This is a genomic window from Litoribacillus peritrichatus, from assembly GCF_039537985.1.
In the GTDB taxonomy this organism is placed as follows: domain Bacteria; phylum Pseudomonadota; class Gammaproteobacteria; order Pseudomonadales; family Litoribrevibacteraceae; genus Litoribacillus; species Litoribacillus peritrichatus.
On the sequence record NZ_BAABBN010000017.1, the window covers coordinates 70,448 to 88,478 of the forward strand.

At 48.2% G+C, this 18,031-nt stretch carries 13 protein-coding genes; 5 read left to right on the plus strand and 8 right to left on the minus strand.

Annotated features, from left to right (window positions below; all coding sequences use genetic code 11):
• Positions 1-37: 37 nt before the first annotated feature.
• Both ABD744_RS21815 and ABD744_RS21820 read right to left on the minus strand, forming a co-directional pair.
• Positions 38-1,657: a cytochrome-c peroxidase gene (locus ABD744_RS21815; protein WP_344800729.1), complete on the minus strand. Its 1,620-nt coding sequence runs from the start codon at positions 1,655-1,657 to the stop codon at positions 38-40.
• A 125-nt stretch (positions 1,658-1,782) separates the two neighbouring features.
• On the minus strand, positions 1,783-2,484 hold the full coding sequence (locus tag ABD744_RS21820; RefSeq protein WP_344800730.1) for a response regulator: 702 nt from the start codon (positions 2,482-2,484) through the stop codon (positions 1,783-1,785).
• A gap of 221 nt (positions 2,485-2,705) precedes the next feature.
• Here ABD744_RS21820 and ABD744_RS21825 point away from each other — a divergent pair, with 221 nt between their 5' ends.
• Both ABD744_RS21825 and ABD744_RS21830 read left to right on the plus strand, forming a co-directional pair.
• A complete protein-coding gene (locus tag ABD744_RS21825; RefSeq protein ID WP_344800731.1) occupies positions 2,706-3,353 on the plus strand; it encodes a TetR/AcrR family transcriptional regulator in 648 nt (215 codons plus the stop codon).
• Positions 3,350-5,248 (plus strand): MFS transporter, encoded by a 1,899-nt coding sequence (locus ABD744_RS21830; RefSeq protein WP_344800732.1) that lies wholly within the window; start codon positions 3,350-3,352, stop codon positions 5,246-5,248. Before ABD744_RS21825 ends, ABD744_RS21830 begins: the two co-directional genes overlap by 4 nt.
• 70 nt (positions 5,249-5,318) lie before the next feature.
• On the opposite strand, the gene ABD744_RS21835 is transcribed toward ABD744_RS21830, so the two are convergent.
• Together ABD744_RS21835 and ABD744_RS21840 are read right to left on the minus strand one after the other, a co-directional pair.
• Complete coding sequence (locus ABD744_RS21835) at positions 5,319-7,079, minus strand: ATP-binding protein (RefSeq protein ID WP_344800733.1); 1,761 nt, start codon at positions 7,077-7,079, stop codon at positions 5,319-5,321.
• A gap of 72 nt (positions 7,080-7,151) precedes the next feature.
• Complete coding sequence (locus tag ABD744_RS21840; RefSeq protein WP_344800735.1) at positions 7,152-7,640, minus strand: putative pterin-binding protein; 489 nt, start codon at positions 7,638-7,640, stop codon at positions 7,152-7,154.
• Between the two features lie 286 nt (positions 7,641-7,926).
• Here ABD744_RS21840 and ABD744_RS21845 point away from each other — a divergent pair, with 286 nt between their 5' ends.
• Positions 7,927-8,403, plus strand: a complete 477-nt coding sequence (locus ABD744_RS21845; protein WP_344800737.1) for a GNAT family N-acetyltransferase — start codon at positions 7,927-7,929, stop codon at positions 8,401-8,403.
• A 14-nt stretch (positions 8,404-8,417) separates the two neighbouring features.
• On the opposite strand, the gene ABD744_RS21850 is transcribed toward ABD744_RS21845, so the two are convergent.
• From ABD744_RS21850 to ABD744_RS21865, 4 genes are all read right to left on the minus strand, one after another.
• Positions 8,418-9,350, minus strand: coding sequence for a LysR family transcriptional regulator (locus ABD744_RS21850; RefSeq protein ID WP_344800738.1), 933 nt, complete (start codon positions 9,348-9,350; stop codon positions 8,418-8,420).
• A 40-nt stretch (positions 9,351-9,390) separates the two neighbouring features.
• Positions 9,391-10,659: an OmpP1/FadL family transporter gene (locus ABD744_RS21855; RefSeq protein ID WP_344800739.1), complete on the minus strand. Its 1,269-nt coding sequence runs from the start codon at positions 10,657-10,659 to the stop codon at positions 9,391-9,393.
• A gap of 169 nt (positions 10,660-10,828) precedes the next feature.
• Positions 10,829-11,785, minus strand: a complete 957-nt coding sequence (locus tag ABD744_RS21860) for a homoserine kinase (protein WP_344800740.1) — start codon at positions 11,783-11,785, stop codon at positions 10,829-10,831.
• Between the two features lie 24 nt (positions 11,786-11,809).
• On the minus strand, positions 11,810-12,115 hold the full coding sequence (locus ABD744_RS21865; protein WP_344800741.1) for a DUF2782 domain-containing protein: 306 nt from the start codon (positions 12,113-12,115) through the stop codon (positions 11,810-11,812).
• 167 nt (positions 12,116-12,282) lie between these two features.
• On the opposite strand from ABD744_RS21865, the gene polA reads away from it, so the two are divergent.
• Positions 12,283-15,048, plus strand: a complete 2,766-nt coding sequence (polA, locus tag ABD744_RS21870) for a DNA polymerase I (RefSeq protein WP_344800742.1) — start codon at positions 12,283-12,285, stop codon at positions 15,046-15,048.
• A 538-nt stretch (positions 15,049-15,586) separates the two neighbouring features.
• On the plus strand, positions 15,587-17,941 hold the full coding sequence (locus ABD744_RS21875; protein WP_344800743.1) for a TonB-dependent siderophore receptor: 2,355 nt from the start codon (positions 15,587-15,589) through the stop codon (positions 17,939-17,941).
• Positions 17,942-18,031 lie beyond the last annotated feature (90 nt).

An 18,031-nucleotide genomic window follows, 5' to 3' on the forward strand; every position in this document is an offset into this window, starting at 1 on the left:
GTACTTAATCAGCACACTGGCGTTGTATTCAAAAACATTAAAGCAGGTTGTTGTTTTGATCGACGGCGTTTAACTGATTGCCGTCCGGGCCGGTATTATCGGTGTCAGGAATCCAGGGTGAAATACAGCTTCGGTCATTAATGCAAGGGTCGGTGAGGGCTTCTAAAAATGCCACTAACTGATTCACTTCGTTGTTATTCAGTCGTGCATTTTGCGGGAAACGGGACGTGCCCGCCTGGCGTTCAGCATCGAGTTTGGTCAGCGCCAGATTCGAGTTACTCTCAGCGTTAGGATACAACGTAGCACAATCAGCAACATTATCGAATTGTTCCAGTTGGCACCAGCCGCCATCGTCGAAAAAGTCATCCACCCGGCCTCTTGGGTTGGTGTAATGTCGAACCACTTGGGACAGTGTTTTATAGGCTCCGGTGTGGCCATAAGGTGCGGTTTCCGCAATGTTCAGTAACGAGGGTGTTCTGAATTTATAACGATCATCGCTGTCGCCCGTGACATTTTCTCGGGCAAAGTCGTCGTTGTTGGGGTTGCCTTTGCCTGGGCCAAATTGGGGGAAGGCCACCGTATTATGGCTTTGATCCGAAAACAGGTCGCCATTATGGCAAGCGGCGCACCCCGCCCCGCCTTGGTCGACGGAGGTGAAGAATAAAATCGCCCCTTCTTTTTGTTCTTCGGAGATGGCATTCAGGTCACCGTTCAGGTAGTTATTCCAAGGGTTATTCACAAACACCAAAGAGCGTTCGTATTCACCAATCGCCTGAGCGATATTGTCGAACGTAATTAAGGTTTCGGCGTCTGCGGTGCTGCCAAACGCGGTTTGAAACTCGGTCAACCAATCGTTGGTGGTCAACTCCCCTGCCCCGACGCCATAATTCCCGATTCTGGCGGCCAGATGATCACGAACCGTGTCGTTGTCGCTGCCGACTTCAAAACTGTCCGTCTTCATTTCTTCGGCGGACGTCACCGGAAACCGCGCTTGCGCTGCCGTCAGGTTGGCGCCGGCATTGGCATCGGTGATCCCAAAGCCGCTGTCTGGGGTACTGATGCCGGACAAAGCGCCGTTGGTGTCGACCTCTTTGCCTTGGCTTTCCACGCGTGAATCAAAAAATAAACCCACGTCCCACAGCGCGACGTTAAATACTGTGGGAGCGTTTCTCGGTACCACTGGGATGCCGTCGGCATTTTGCCGGCCTTCACCCAGTTGATCCGGGTTGAGCGCAGCCACACCGATGGAAAGTGAAAGGTCATCATCGCCTCCCAATGCGGGGTGATGACAGGAAACACAGGCACTGTCCATGGCGCCCCCCAGACTTTTGCTGAAAAACAGTTTCATTCCCAGTTGGGGTAAATCTTCTGTGATGTCGGGCAGATCTCGGTTTTCGGTCGGGTTCCCGGACAGGTTTCGATCGGTAATGATCACCGATAAACTTTCATCGGCGGCGGTCAGTGTCACGGTATCGTTGTTGCTGTCTTCGGTCGTGGCGCTGTTGTCTGCCGAAACGTCGTCGGAGCTGTCGCTGCTGCCACCGCCACCACAGGCGGTCATTAATGTGATGGCGGCAATCAGTGTCGGTAATCGAAGCAAGTTCCCGGATGATGTGACTTCTTTATTTAAGGTTGGCTGTTGTGTTGTTGTAAGCATGTCCCCTCCTGACATCAAGCCTCTGGAACGAGGCACTGTGTATGTCAATCTAGAGCGGCACCATGCATCAAAAGGTCACAAATTGTGCAAAGACTGTGGAAGCGCGAGCGAGTGTGCCACAGGTCTCACAAAGTGGTTTCAGCGTGATCAGGGTTGTGTTTGGCGATCAGCGATTTAATTTTACCGAAGGAGAGAGGTTTGCAGAGATAGTCGTTCATGCCTGCTGCCAGGCAGCGCTTTTCAAAGCCACGGGCGTTGTTGCTGGATAATGCAATGATCGGAGTGGCCTGATAGACGTTCCCCATTGCCCGGATTTCGCTGGCGGCCGTTAAACCATCCTTAACGGGCATTTGGCAGTCCATAAAAATGATGGACCATGGGTGGTTTGAAAGAAGGTCGAGAGCCCGCTGCCCGTCGCAGGCAACCACCGGTTGGTAGTTCAGCTTAGACAGAGTTTTAGTCAGTATCCGTTGGCTGACCGGGTCGTCTTCAACGATCATTGCGTAGGGTTTTTGATCGGTCAGGCAATCCCTCGTAGATTTTATTTCATTGCGTTTCGTGGCGATCACTTTGATGTAAAACCATATCAACAGAGCAACGCCGACGAACATCCCTTGCAAAAGCGACGGTTGGTCCATGTTAAAAAAGGTCGTTTGAGGAGAGGCTGACTGAAGATTGGTAGGCGTTGTGTCTTCAAAAGCTGCAGTTTCAATAGCCTGAGGTGGCAAATGGTTGGCAGGCAAAGCGTGTGAAAATGCCAAACCGAAAGCGAGCGTCATTAAAAGAACGGCGCGCAGGTGCAGATGATAAGAGCCAATGACTTCCATGCGATGGTTATTAATCTTTTTGTCAGTAAATCCATATTTGGCTGAAAGATACCAGATATTTGTGAGTGAGTGCTCAATTCGACCGGATTAATGGATGAGCGGTCTGCTTTATAAGAAAACGTTACTTGAATTTTAATTGAACAGTGTTAAATTTATGGTTAATTGAACGGTGTTCATTATCGATTATTCAATAGTAATTATTAGTTATGGGTTAGGTGAGCATGGCAAGACGATCAGACCATTCCGCGCAACAGATTACCGAGATGACTGTGGCCTGGGTACAGGATTATTTGAAAGGGCAAAGCCATCAGCAGTTGAGTTTGCGTCAGATAGCAAAAGCGATTGGCTATTCGCCAGGCACTTTGATTAATCACTTTGGCAGCTACGCTATGTTACTGTTGCACGTGAATGCACACACTCTGGATGCATTATCGGATACGATGGCGGGCAGTACGGTGGTGGGTAGTACGATGGCGCCTCTTCCACCGCAACAAGCGCTGTTGGCGATGGCAAAAGCGTATTTGAACTTTGCCCAAAATCAACCTTATGCCTGGCGACTGGTGTTTGAGCATCGGTTGGCCGCAGAGGAAGCGATTCCTGAGTGGCAACTGCACCGCATTGATCAGATGTTTGCTCAATTGAAGGCGCAATTAATTCGGCTGAATCCGAGCGCCTCGGAGGACGGGTTGGAACAAACCGCACGAGTCTTATGGGCGGGCGTTCACGGCATCTCAGTGTTGGCCGTCGAAGACAAGTTGTTTTCGCCCATAGACATTTCAAAGGAACACATGGTAGAAAATCTTATGACACATTTTTTATCGGGTTGGTGCAATGGTGAGACATCATTTACTCAGGGAGCGACGTTATGAGTCAGCACAGTCAATTTGAACTCTTAAAGACAAAGCGGTTTTTACCTTATTTCTTAACTCAGGCATTGGGCGCGTTTAATGACAATGTGTATAAAAATGCGCTGTTATTGTTTGTTGCGTTTGGCACCTTTGCTTCCATGGGGGATGCTTCAGAGGGCGGTCTGGATAAAAACCTGATTAATAACTTGGCGGCGGGTTTATTCATTTTACCTTTCTTTATTTTTTCGCCTTTGGCCGGACAGTTGGCTGACAAATATGAAAAATCTCAGCTGATTCGTAAGATTAAACTGTTCGAAATCGTGGTGATGGGCCTGGCCTGTGTTGCCATTTGGTCTGAATCGATCTGGGGCATGATTTTACTGTTGTTTGCGATGGGCACACAGTCGGCATTTTTTGGCCCGGTGAAGTTTTCGATTTTACCTCAGAATTTGAAACGAGAAGAATTGGTTGGAGGTAATGCTTTGGTCGAGATGGGAACCTTTCTTGCCATCTTGTTAGGCACCATCTTTGCTGGGTATTTAGTTAGTGCTACCGATGTAAAAGTGACGGTTCCAATCGCGATAGTTGTATTTGCGATGTTGGGATATCTGGTATGTCGCAGCATTCCAAAAGCTGAGGCTCCTTCACCGAAGTTAAAAATAAATTGGAATCCCGTAACAGAATTGTCAGGTGTTTGGAAAAGTACCTTGGCGAACAGACCAGTGTATTTGTCGATTATGGCAATCAGTTGGTTCTGGTTTATTGGTTCAAGTTATTTAACTCAATTCTCAAGCTTCACAAAAGATGTACTCAATGGGAATCCCGAAGTATCAACACTATTATTGGCCCTATTTTCAATCGGTATAGCCCTTGGTTCTTTGCTGTGTGAGCGCTTGTCCGGTCGAAAAATAGAACTAGGCATTGTTCCGATTGGTTCGCTTGGCATGAGTGTATTTGGCATTGATTTATTTTTCGCAGTACCGGACGCTTCGGCAACGGACATAGGGGCGGTCGACTTTATTCAGAACACTGAAAATTGGCGCCTGATGGCAGATTTATTGCTTATTGCTATGTTTGCAGGTTTGTTTATTGTCCCTCTGAATGCATTGATTCAGCAGCGCTCTAATGAAGAAGAGAGAGCACAGGTTATGGCTGCTAATAATGTGTTTAATGCGTTATTTATGGTAGTTGGAGCTGTGTTCTCTATCATATGTTTAAGTGTTATAGAGTTATCCATTCCTGAGTACTTCTGCGTTTTAGCGATTATGAACCTTGTGGTGGCGGGGTACATTTATAGTCAGCTTCCGGAGTTCGTCCTTCGGTTCTGCATTTGGATGTTGTCCCATACCATGTATCGGGTGAAACACCAAAACCTCGATAACTTACCTGATGAGGGTGCTGCTGTGATCGTAGCCAATCACGTCAGTTTTGTGGATGCCTTGCTGATTGCCGGGGCTTGTCGTCGACCGCTGCGTTTCGTAATGGACAAACCCATTTATGACAGCAAAGGGTTGAACTGGTTTTTCCGTTTGGCGCAAACTATTCCGATTACCTCTGAGCGTCGTGATCCGGCGGCTTATCAAGCGGCCATGGATCAGGTCAGTGAGGCATTATCGAACGGTGAAGTGGTGTGTATTTTCCCGGAAGGCCGGTTAACCCGTGATGGTGAAATCGATAACTTCAGACGCGGTATTGAGTTGATTCTGGAACGCAATCCGGTGCCTGTGTTACCGGTGGCCTTACGTGGTTTGTGGGGGTCTTTTTTCAGCCACGGCAACGGTAAGGCGTTGGCCAGTTTGCCAAAACGGTTTTGGTCGAAAGTGGATATTTTTGCGGGTGACCTGGTGGGCGCTGAGCGGGCGTCTGCTGAGTATCTGGAATCGACCATTAAAGGATTGCGTGGCGACCGGGCCTGACCCTTGCTGTTTTCGAAAGGAAGGCCCTGGCGGGCCTTAAACGATGGTTATTTACTGCATTGATAGCCCGTCACAAGGTATCAAAGTGAAGTTTCAGCGCCGAATGCAGTGACTCCAGTTTGAACGGCTTGGAAATGAAGCCGTTCATACCAGCATCAAAACAAGCTTGCTGGCTTTCGATGGTACTGTTGGCGGTGAGTGCAATGATGGGGGCGGTATAGCCGCCCGTTCGGATTTCTTTGGTGGCCTGAATCCCGTCTTTTTCGGGCATTTGCAGATCCATTAAAATCAGATCAAAGTCATTTTCAATGACCGCCGTCACCGCTTCGCAGCCATTATTGGCCAGCATCACATTCAGCCCTAACTTGGTCAGCATGGCCTTGGCGATTTTCTGGTTGACCAAATTATCTTCAGCTACCAGGACATTCCCCTTGAGCAAAAAGTCCTGTTGCTCCTCGTTATTCAGCACCTTGCTTTCAGCCAATAACACATCTTCTTCCACCGGATAAAACGGCAAATGAATAACAAAGGTGCTGCCTTTGCCAGCTTCACTGGTGACGGTTAAGTCCCCATTGAGCGCTTCGGTGAGCTTTTTACTGATGGTCAGGCCAAGCCCGGAACCGCCGAAACGGCGGCTGATGGATGAATCTTCCTGACCAAAGGGCTGGAAGATGGCGTCGATGTTCTCGTTGGCGATGCCGACGCCGGTGTCCTCAACTTCGATGGTCAGTTCCTGTTCGACGACGTACAGTTTCAGGGTGATTTGTCCCTGTTCGGTAAACTTGATGGCGTTGCTGATCAGGTTTAACAGAATCTGACGCAGCTTACTGGGGTCGCCCAGAGTAATCAACTGGTGGTTGGATCGTAAAAAAGGCTTGAGCTCATGGTCTTCCAGAATCAGTTGCAGGCCTTTGTTGGTGGCCTGAGCCGAATAAATGGAAATTACGGCTTTGACTAAGCCAATCAGGTCAAACGGAACGTGCTCGATGACGTGTTTCTCGGATTCCATTCGGCTGTAGTCCAGCACATCGTTGATTTGCGCCAACAATGCTTCAGAGGATTGTTCGAGGGTATCCAGCAGGGCTTTTTGGTCGTTATGATCGGGCGTTACTCGCATCAACTGAATGCTGCCAATGATGCCATTAAGGGGGGTTCGTATTTCATGACTCATGTTCGCCAGAAACTGGCTTTTGGTTTTACTGGCGCGCTCGGCGGAGATTCTTAGCCGGTTACTGCGTTTAAATTCCTGATATAAAATGTAGGATAAGATGAAGATGATCAGCCCCAAAGCAATGATCAGGTTGCGGGTGACCCGGTAAGTGTCCTGAACTTCATTGGCAATGTCGTGGAAGTTGGAATAACTGCGCTGGAATACTTCCCCCATTCTTAACTGATATTGGGCAGCCCATTTCTGGTTAACCCTGTGCAGTTGTATGGCGGTGTTTTGGGTCATCCGATAGAGTTTATTTTCGTTTTCAAATAAGTACTTCTGGATGTTTTTTAAAAACTGGTAAGACGTTGGGTCATAACGTTTTAAATCCTGGCCTGCTAAGCCGCCCACTAGAACATCCGCCCGGTTCCACATCAGTTCCATTCTTAAGATGGCTTTTTCGCGCGCTTCTTGCGAGGGGGTGTATTTATAGTTGAGTAAGGCGCTGTTCAGCCGTTCCATTTCAATTTGAAACTGGGACAGGTGCCATGGCCGGTTGTCCGTGATGATGTCGGAATAATTTTTTATTTCGTGGGTGATGCGCACGAAAATAATGGCCAACCAAATGGACACGGCCACAAGTAAGAAAAGCCAAATGCTGAGAATACTGAAGCGCTTCATGAATAGCGTACTGTCATTGAGGTTCGGTTTATGTTGGTGTTAGATACGTGTTACTGATGTTCGTTGTTACGTTCACTCAACGTTGATTTCAATCATTTGCCAAATGGACCAGTCCTGATACTGACGATCGTTCAGTTCGGGTTGTTCGCTCCACGGGAAAATGATCCAGAATGGGCCTTTGTTGCGAACGCGCATGGGTTGATTGTCGATGTGTGATACCACAAATGCATTGGCTGCAATGGCTTTTTGCAGGTCAATTTCGACAACATAATCATTCAATGCTTTGGCTTTGGCAATCTTTCCTTCAATTTTAAAGTGTTTTAGTAAAGAAGCTAAGGTTGCTCCCTGAAACGTATGTGGCTCATCTGTCCAAGGTGTGATGGTGACCAAAGATTGATTGGTTAATGCATGAAACTCAGACTGATTCACGGTGTGCTTGGTGTTCTGGTGTATCAAGGTCAATTCATAGCCAAAAACGTGACTGGTCATAAGTAAACAGAAAATGGTCAAGACACGAAGACCATGTTGGTATGACTTGTTATGTACACTCAGATACTGCATAAAAACCTCATAGATTAACCGATGTTGAATTGTTCATTGTTTTATTGTGCCTTGGCCGGAATGTGTTTGATGACCAATGATGTATTGTCTTGTAAAAATATATTGCTTTGTAAAAACGACAGTGTCGTACGCAAAACCAGCACAGCACATATAAACTTAGCAAACTTATGACTAAATAAGGAAGTCACGAATCACCTGATAATGTGTTCTTATGGTCTGCCATGGAAATTCAGTCCGGCTGAGTTGAAGGTGATTGTGGATAAATTGATCCAAAGGAGGTGGAATAATGTTACTGAGACCGATAGAAACAAAAGATAATCCGGCCATTGAGGGTGTCATTCGGACTGTATTAACCGAGTTCGGGGCGAATAAGCCGGGGTTTGCCTGGCAGGACCCGGAGCTGAGCCGACTGTCAACGGTGTATCAGTCGCAAGCGTGTTGTTACTTAGTGGTAGAGCACATGGGGAAGGTGGTTGGCGGCGGAGGCATTGCTCCGTTTGTATGTGATCGGCCAAAGGTGTGCGAGTTACAAAAAATGTACTTGTTGCCGGAAACTCGCGGGCTGGGGTTTGGTCAGGTGCTGATGACGGAACTGATGTCCAAAGCAAGTTCATTCGGTTATCAGTGCTGTTACCTTGAAACCATTGCAGAGATGAAAGGCGCGAACGCTCTGTATCAGAAAAACGGTTTTAAACGCATCGACCAGCGTCTGGGCAACAGCGGTCACAGTGCATGCGATGTTTTGTATCTGAAAGAGCTGTAGCCTCTGGCGGAGGTTCAGAATTCAAGGTGATCCAGTATCAGTTGCCGAAACCATTGTTGTTCCGGTGGCTTGTGTTGGCGCTGGTGCCAAATGGCTTTGTAAGAAAAGGAAGGCGTCACCAATTCTTTGGGAATGGGTAAGGTGGTTAAGCCCAGCTGTTCAAACAGAGAGTCATTAATCCCTTTACCGCCCAGCATGACATAATCGGTCACTCGTAAGCTTTGTAATGCACTGTTGATGTTGTGGGTTTCAAGGACGATGTGCCGCTCTTTCCCCAAGGCGGCCAGTGCTGCCTGGTCTTTTTGGTGAGTGTCGTTGAATTCCGGGATCACCATTTTAATGAACGAATACGATAGAAAGTCGTCCAGATTTGCGTGGCCTTGATTGTTTATGCGCTGAATGAGTGGGTGGTCTTTTCTTAAAATGGCACAGGGAGCAATTTTAACCACTTCGTGCTGATAAAAATTGGCGCGGTCAATTTCCACCAGATTAACGGCAAGGTCGAGTTGGCCGGAAGCCATTTCATCAAAACTTTTCTTGGTCCAGGGTTTGATATGCAGCTTTACTTTGGGGGCTACCTGGCTAAGTGTCCGTAACAACGCGGGACATAGCTTGACCGCAATGTGGTCCATCAGTGATACCCTAAATACCCGATCACATTCAGCCGGATCAAAGACAGGCGGTTCCACTAACTGCTTGAAATGCTCTAAGGCCGTGTAAAGCGGCTCCCTGAGTGCGAGTGCCCGCTCGGTGGGTTGAATGCCATGGGTTGTGCGGAAGAATAAATCTTCACCAAACATGTCTTTTAAGCGAGCCATCATCTTACTCATGGCTGATTGGGTGACATAAAGTCGCTCCGCAGCGCGGGACACGTTTTGCTCTTCCAGCAATACCTGAAACGCCACTAACAGTTTGATGTCGTATCGAGCCAGTTCTTCCAGTTTCATACCATAGCGGCCTTGTGAGCAAACGTCTCTTGGATATACGTTAAAATTTATAGTTTACCGATAAAGAACCGGCGATGGCACTGTTATCATAATCACCTGCCGGACTGGCCAACAGGCCTTCGTGCTCTTCAATTTTAGCGTTACCCAAGTCTGCATATTCCAAACCCAGTGATAATTGCGTTTGATCGTCCATCTGATACATGGCGCCCAAAGTGTAGCGTTTAATGTCATCCAGAGGCAGGTCGGCCGTACGGTCTTCCGTTTCCACCGGGCTTTCGTCATAAGAGAAACCGGCCTGCAGGGTCAGGTCTTGAGTGAGCTTGTAATGGCCTCCGATGGCGTAACGGTTGGCGTCTTGCCAGTTCCGTTCGATCGGAATGTCCAGCCCGTCGCCCAACTCGGCACTGATGGTGGTGGTTTCGAAGCTGCTGTAAAAGGTGCGGCCTACGTCCCACAGAAACGCAGTTTTATCGGTGACCTGATGATAACCACTGACCATAACACTGGCCGGGTTCTCCCAGTTCAGGCGCGTGGTGGCGCTGCTGTCCATTAAAGGGGTTCCGCCGATGTTGGCGGTGATGTCGGCATCGCCTTTGAGGTCGGTTTCCACTTCCGAGCGATAGACCACGCCCATGCGATGATCCTGATTGAACTCCCACATGGCTCCGGCGGTCCAGCCGTAATCGATACCGTGAGCGTCCAGCGCCATATCAGCTTCTGCGGTTTGTTCAAAAGGCCCGACGCCAACGGTAAAACTTGGAGACAACTCCTGCTCGGCCGTGGTGTAGTTGATGTTCACCCCGCCGCCCAGTGATAAGTGTTCGTTGACTCGATAAGAAATCGTCGGCTGGGCCTGAATGGTTTGGACGCTGGCGGAGGTTACCGCATTACTGCCGGTCCATTGACTGCCGTAGTCAATTTCACTGCCGAACGGTGCCAGCACAGTGAAGCCGAGTTTTACGTCATCGCTCAGGCTGTGCACGTAAGCAAAGGATGGTATCACGACGGTGCTGCCGGAGTCGCCGCCACTTTCCTGGGTTGAATCGGCGGCATCAAATTGTAAGTCGGTGTCTGCGACGATGGCACCAAAGCCGATCTGATTGCCCTCGACCAATGACATGGTGGCCGGGTTGGCCCAGCTCGAACCTGCACCATTGCCTTCGGCCGCATGGCCTGCACCGGCGGTACCAAAGTTGGATGAACCAGGCATGAGTTGCAAACCCACGGCGTGAACGTTTGAGGCCAATAACGGACCGCCCATAGCCACCGCTGTTAATAGGGAAGTTTTCTTGAGTTTGTTGGCGTTCATTAAGCAGCCCTTCTCCGTTGTCTGTTGAGGGCTGCCAATCTAACCTTTGACCGAATGGTTAAGGTAATGAAGTTTTGGACTACTGGATATTCCTGTAAGGAACGGAACTTTTTATAAAATTTCTGACAAGGAATAATGTGTTTTGTATAAGTTTGTGCTCACTTACAGTTTAATCCTCGGTAGCATTGCGTGTTGTCTGCAGCGATATTAAAAAATATTTCATTGCATTTGGGTCTTTGGTGGAGATATGCCCGTCGTTTTGGTGCTGTTGAAAGGTTTGTTCGGTGTCGATGCGGGATAACCAGAAACGTAACGCTGCCGCTTGCTGCATGATCGGCAGTGCGGTTTGTTCAGCAGCAGACAGCGGGCGTAAACTTTGATAGCCATCTAACATTGCTTGATATTTAACGCCGTCACATTGATGGCGGTCATCGTACGCCCAGTCGTTTAAGGTGATTGCAAGATCGAAAACAGCGAGGTCGTAACTGGCATTAAACAGGTCAATGATGGCGGTCAGCTTTCCTTCGTTGACCAGTACGTTATCTGCAAATAAGTCACCGTGCACACTGGTTTTGGGTAAGCCCTCACAGACCGACAAATAGTCGCTGATCACCGATTGAATCAGTTGGACGTCATCATCTGGCAGGTTACTGAATGCATGGACACTTGCTTGCCAGAACGCAAGCCCCTTCGGGCACGCGTGTTGTTGGGGATAACTTTCTCCAACCTGATGGAAGCGGGCCAGACCTGCGCCGCACTGAAAACATAACTCGGTTGTGATCTGTTCTGGTGGCCGGCCCGGTAAGCGCGGAAAGACTGCGCCCGGTTTATCATGCAAGGTGATTAAACGGTGGCCTGCTTTATTCAGTAACGGGTCGGGAACCGGTACGCCACCCTGATACAAGTGATCATAGAGTTCGAGGTAATAAGGCAAAGACGCAGGTTGTGTGTATTCGAACAAAGTGAACACCCACTCGTTGATCTGGTGGTCTTTTTGAGTTTTAAAGAAATACGTGGTGTTTTCAATGCCGTCCGCAACCCCTTTAAATTCAATGGGCGTACCTAATTGATAGGCTTGGCTGATGTATTCAAAATCTTGCTGATCTAACTGGGTGTATACGGACATAAAAAGGCTCTGACTGCAGAGTGATTACCACTCAAGAATTTTCCAACCGGGGACTAATAACTGAGATTCGTCAGTGCGAATCATCTGGCCGCTTTCGGCGGGTACCAAATAATAGGCGGGCGCATTTTTTGGCTCCACTTTAATTTCCACCAGAATACCATTCACATAATATTCCGAAATCTTTTTATTTTCGCTTTGTTTAATAATGACTTCCGGCTCGGAGATGTCATTCTCGGTTTCCGCAAAACCCGGGTTGCTAAACGTCGCAAAGGTAAACAGCAAACCTGTGGCAAATGCGAGTCTGTATAAACGTGATCTTGGTTGTTTCATGGCTTAACCCTCTGCCGTCTGCTAATATCTTGCGCCAGTTCGATGATAACGGTTTGGGTATCCCGCTGTACACTGCCCATCGATTTGTTCCTGTCTGTATTCATGGTTTTCTAGCTGTCAGACAATAACGTTTTGCTTTCGTTTGTTTAATTCTGGATGAGTTTGTTATGAGTGATCAGCCTGCCGCTCCCTTAATTCTAGTCGATGGATCATCATATTTGTTCCGCGCCTTCCACGGTTTGCCGCCGTTAACCAATAAAGACGGTCACCCAACGGGCGCGATCAAAGGCGTCATCAGCATGTTACGTCGCATGTTGAATGATTATCCGGGCAGTGATGTGTCGGTAATTTTTGATGCCAAAGGCAAAACGTTCCGTAATGATATGTACGAAGAATACAAAGCCAATCGTCCGCCGATGCCGGACGATCTGAGAGTCCAGATTCAACCGATTCACGACATTATTCGCGCGATGGGTTTACCCTTGGTGGTGGTGGAAGGGGTTGAGGCAGACGATGTCATTGGTACCCTGTGTCGTCAGGCCACCGAGCAAGGTGTGGATACCATCGTCTCGACGGGCGATAAAGATATGGCGCAGCTGGTGACCGAACATGTCTCGCTGATTAATACCATGACCAATACCACCATGGATCAGGCTGGGGTGGTGGAAAAGTTTGGCCTCAAGCCGGAACAGATCATTGATTATCTGGCGCTGATGGGCGACAAGGTGGATAACATTCCCGGTGTTCAGGGATGCGGTCCGAAGACCGCTGTAAAGTGGTTGCTGCAATATGAAACCCTGGAAAACCTGATTGAACATGCCGATGAAATCAAAGGCAAAATCGGTGAAAAACTGCGAGCCAGTCTGGATCAGATTCCGTTGTCGAAAGCGTTAGCGACGATCAAATGCGATGTACCGCTGGATAAAGGCCCGAAAGACTTTCAGCTGGAAACCCCGGACAACGATATTTTATTGGACTTCTTTGAAACGTTTGGTTTTAAAGGTTGGGTGGAAGAGCTTAAAAAACAGGGGGCATCCGGCTCTGGTGCCATGTCGGTGGCGGCCAGCCCGGTGAAGGCCGAAGACCAGGCAGAATCTCAGGACATTGAACCCCCGGAGATTGCAGAAACCGACTACCAAACCCTGCTGACCGAAAATGCGTTGATGGGCTGGGTGGCTCAGGCGTCCAAGAAACCGCTGTACGCATATTATCCGGTGGTTTCGGATGATCATTATAAGGCGGCCAAACTGATCGGTCTGGCTTTGAGTATTGAACCGGGTAAAGCGGTTTATGTGCCGTTTGCTCATGATGTGGTGGGTGCACCTGAACAGCTGTCGGCAGATCAGGCATTGTCCATTTTGTCGCCTGTGTTATCCGGTGGGCACTGCAATCAGGTTGGTTATAACACCAAAAAAGACAGTCACATTCTGGCGAACTACAACACTGAGTTGGTTGGACAGGTTCATGATGTGATGTTGCAGTCTTACGTGTTTAATTCTGTGGATTCCAAGCACGAGCTGACCGACATGGCGTTCACTTATCTTAATCAGACCATCGACAAAGATGAAGTGTTGCAGGGCAAGGGTAAAAAACGTTTGGCGGCGGGTCAGATTGAAATCGAGGCAATGACAGATTTTGCCTGCCAACAGGTGGACATGATCATTCGCTTGTATCAGGTATTAACGGCCAAACTGAAGCAGGAAAGTCAGTTGGAATGGGTGTATCAATGGATCGAGCGCAAGTTGTCACCGGTGTTGTCGGACATCGAAGCGAACGGTGTGACGCTGGATCAGGCGGAGCTGCATCAGCAAAGCACGCACTTGGCGGATACTTTGGCTGAGATTGAGCAAAAAGCCTACGACTTAGTGGGCGAGCCGTTTAACATGAACTCGCCCAAGCAGATCGGCGAAGTCCTGTATGAAAAGCTTGAATTGCCGGTGAAAAAGAAAACGCCAAAAGGCGCTCCGTCTACGGCCGAGCCGGTGCTTCAGGAGTTGGCTCAGGAGTTTGAACTGCCTCGTTTGATTTTGACCAACCGCAGTTTGGCCAAGCTGAAATCCACTTACACCGATGCCTTGCCCGAATTGATTCGACCGGAATCGGGTCGGCTGCACACCACTTATCAACAGGCTGTTGCGGCCACAGGTCGCTTATCTTCGACCGACCCGAATTTACAGAACATTCCGATCCGTACCGAAGAAGGTCGTAAAGTACGTAAGGCGTTTGTTGCGCCGGCAGGTTATAAAATTCTGGCAGCGGACTATTCGCAGGTTGAGTTGCGAATCATGGCCCATTTATCGGGTGATGAAGGTCTGGTGTCGGCGTTCCGGAATAATCTGGATGTACACAGAGCCACCGCAGCCGAAGTTTTCCATGAAACCTTAGACGAAGTGACGGCGGATCAACGTCGTAAAGCGAAAGCCATTAACTTCGGTTTGATTTATGGTATGTCGGCGTTTGGTCTGGCACAGCAGCTGGACATTTCACGTGGCGAAGCCGGCGAATACGTGAAGCGCTATTTTGAAAAATATCCGGGCGTGAAAGAATACATGGATCAAACCCGTGGTGAAGCAGAAGACAAAGGTTACGTCGAAACCTTGTTTGGCCGCCGTTTGTATTTACCGGGCATCCGGGCTTCTAATCAAATGGTCAAACAAGGCGCGTTAAGAACGGCGATCAACGCTCCGATGCAGGGAACGGCGGCGGACATCATCAAAATGGCGATGATTGATGTGCATAACTGGTTACGAGAGTCACACCTCAACGCGCGCATTGTCATGCAGGTTCACGATGAATTGGTGCTGGAAGTGGCGGAAGCTGAAGTTGAAGCGGTGACCGAAGGCATTCGTTTCCGTATGGAGAATGCGGCCTCGCTGGCGGTGCCGTTGCTGGTGGATGTGGGTGTGGGCGATTCCTGGGATGAAGCCCACTAACGAGCCACTCCGCAGGTTCAAACGGTTGTTTTAAATAAATTTCAAATATTTATGAACCAAATTGAGGTATTGAGTTCTAACTCAATAACACGCACATAATGTGCCATACGTCATGTGTTTCACTCTTTGTATTTCATACCGAGTATTTCATACCGAGCGTGTAGTGTTTTCCTCGTTATTCTCTGTTTTCAGGTAGTTAGCCCCGATATTTATCGGGGCTTTTTTTGTCTGGAATTTTTTGTCAGGAGTTTTTTGCCTGAAACTTTTGGACTGAAACTGCTTAAGAGTGGGTGATCAAGATGCATTGCTCGCCGCTGTTGGTTTGACTCGCTTGGTTTGAAAAGCGAAGCATGGACTCTCCTATTACCAAAGTATGGCTCTAGGCCATTCTCTCTGCTCTCTAATTATTGATATCAGCCTTTTTGCTGTTGTTTGAGTATTGACAGTGTTCGTTAGGAAAATATTTCGTTTCAATTGATAGTGATTATCATTATTATTGTCGTGGTGTTGCTGGTCGTGATGTAAGCCATGAGGAAATATGTATAGGTGTTTATGCGCAGTAATTTTGTTCGTTGTTACTGCTGAGTACTCAGCTGCAACGGCCATTTTCGGCGTCTCAGATAAGGCTGATCCAACCGGCGAAATAACTGATGAAGTGACACCCGGCTCAAGAGATCAAAAACACACCTTTAACATTGATTTACCTGCCAGTGATTTGTCTCAAGCGCTCATTCTGTTTTCTGATCAGACTGGCGTGCACCTGATTTATTCTTCAGCCCTCACAGAGGGACTCTACTCAACTGGCTTGAAGGGGATATACACATTACAGAGCGCTCTGGATGTCTTACTCGAATCTACCCACCTGAAAGCCGTTAGAGTCAATGAAAATACCCTATCCCTGCAACAAGGCTCAGACCGAAAGGCCTTGGAAGTTCAGACCTTAAAGAACATTAATGTCGTCGCTCAACCATGGGACTATGAGCAAGCCCATCAATCCACTCCGATAGCCAGCCAGGCTGTCACCAAAAGCCAAATAACAGAACAAGGCATGCGGGATACCCGTGATGTGCTTCGAATGGTGAGTGGCGTGGTTGCGAACGATGGCGAGTCCCGACGAGATGAGTTTTTTATTCGCGGTTTTAACGCCCAGAGAGATACCTATATTGATGGGGTACGAGACGACAGTCTTTATTTTCGTGACCTATCGAATACCGAACGTATTGAGGTGATCAAAGGTCCGGGAGGTGCCATTTACGGTCGCGGGTCGGCTGGAGGGGTGATCAATCGTGTCACCAAAAAGCCTCAAGCCACGGCTTTACGTGAGGCTTCTCTAATCCTGGGTTCGTATGACAAGGTACGAGTAGAACTCGATTTTGCCGGTGCGGTGGCTGCTCGTCCGGATTTTAATTACCGCTTTACGTTGGCTAATGAAGATTCGGAAAGTTTTCGGGACAACGTCGAATCACAGCGGTTTGCCATGGCTCCAGCCCTGAGTTGGTCGCCTGATTTAAATACCGAAATTTTACTGCAGGCGGAATATCTGAAACAGAACAGTGTTCCCGACAGAGGTCTGATTGCAGACCCTGAACAAGGAGAAATTATTGATGACGACATCACTCGTTTTTACGGTGAGCCAACCGATTACATTGATAATGAAATATGGAATGTTCGAACACGGTTCACGAAACGTCTGTCCGAGCGGCTGAGTTGGGAATCTATAGTTCAATGGTCGAAAGCCACGCTTGATGCAGTTAACTCCAAACCCTTCGGCTTCGATGAGGACATCAATGGTAGAACGACGGTTAAGCGGACAGCGATTTACTTTCCCCAGACACAGCAAAACTGGCTGCTGAAAAGTGAAATGAAATACGAGTTGTTCTCAGGTTGGATGGATCAGGAGTGGCTGATCGGCATGGAGTGGTTGAATCAGCGCCGTGAGCTTTGGGTTCAAAAGACGAATGTTCCGAACATTGATTTGTTAAGCCCTGAATCACAGAGTCCCCCGGTTCGTTTTAGCGAGGAACCAACGGTGGATTCTCAGTTCACTGCCCGGACCTGGGGCGGGTATTTGCAAAGTTTATTTAGCTGGTCTTCTCGTTGGCATGTGCTGCTGGGAGGCCGTCTCGATTACTTCCGTGTCCGTCAGTGTAATCTCGATGCGTGTTCGGTAGGCAATCCTTATAAACGACGTGATTGGGAGTTCACTCCGAGAGTGGGATTGACCCACCAATTTTCTGAAGAGCTTTCTTTTTATGCTAATTACAGCCAAGCATTTATACCCAGCGGTTATAAGTTATTTCAATCCAATCCTGAGGTTTTGAATCAAAAACCAGAACAGTTCTATCAGCGGGAAATTGGATTTAAAACGCACTTGTTTCAAGACTTTGATGGCTCGCTGGCGCTCTATCAGATTGATAGTAAGTCGCCTCTGACTGCTGTTCAGGAAGGTTGTGGCTCAAATCACAACAGAAAGCAGAGTCAGGGGATGGAAGTGAATATTAACGGGGAAATGATCAACCGCTGGTCTGTGCATGCCAATCTGACCTATACCGAGACCGTGGAGAAAAGACGTTGTGAGGTGGAAAATAAATTTGCAAATATTCCTACTTGGCAAGCCGCCCTCTGGAATAGCTATCGATTTCAACATGGATTTGGCGCTGGCGTGGGCATTTATTATGTGGGTGACCGTTTCGCCAGTTATCAGAATAAAGTGACGCTGCCCGCTTATACGCGCGTGGATACCACGTTGTTTTATGAATCCCCACTCTTTGACGTTCGGTTCTCGCTGAACAATATTTTTGATCGTGATTACGTTGAATCGGCAAACCGCGCATTATTGGTTGCCCCTGGAGCCCCGTTGAACTGGCACTTCGCGGTTACCACCCGACTGTAATTAATCTAAATAAAAATTATTATTATTCTTATTGGGGGTGTTTGAAATTTCCGTCGTCTTATAGTTGCTTTTAATTGATTTGTCACGACC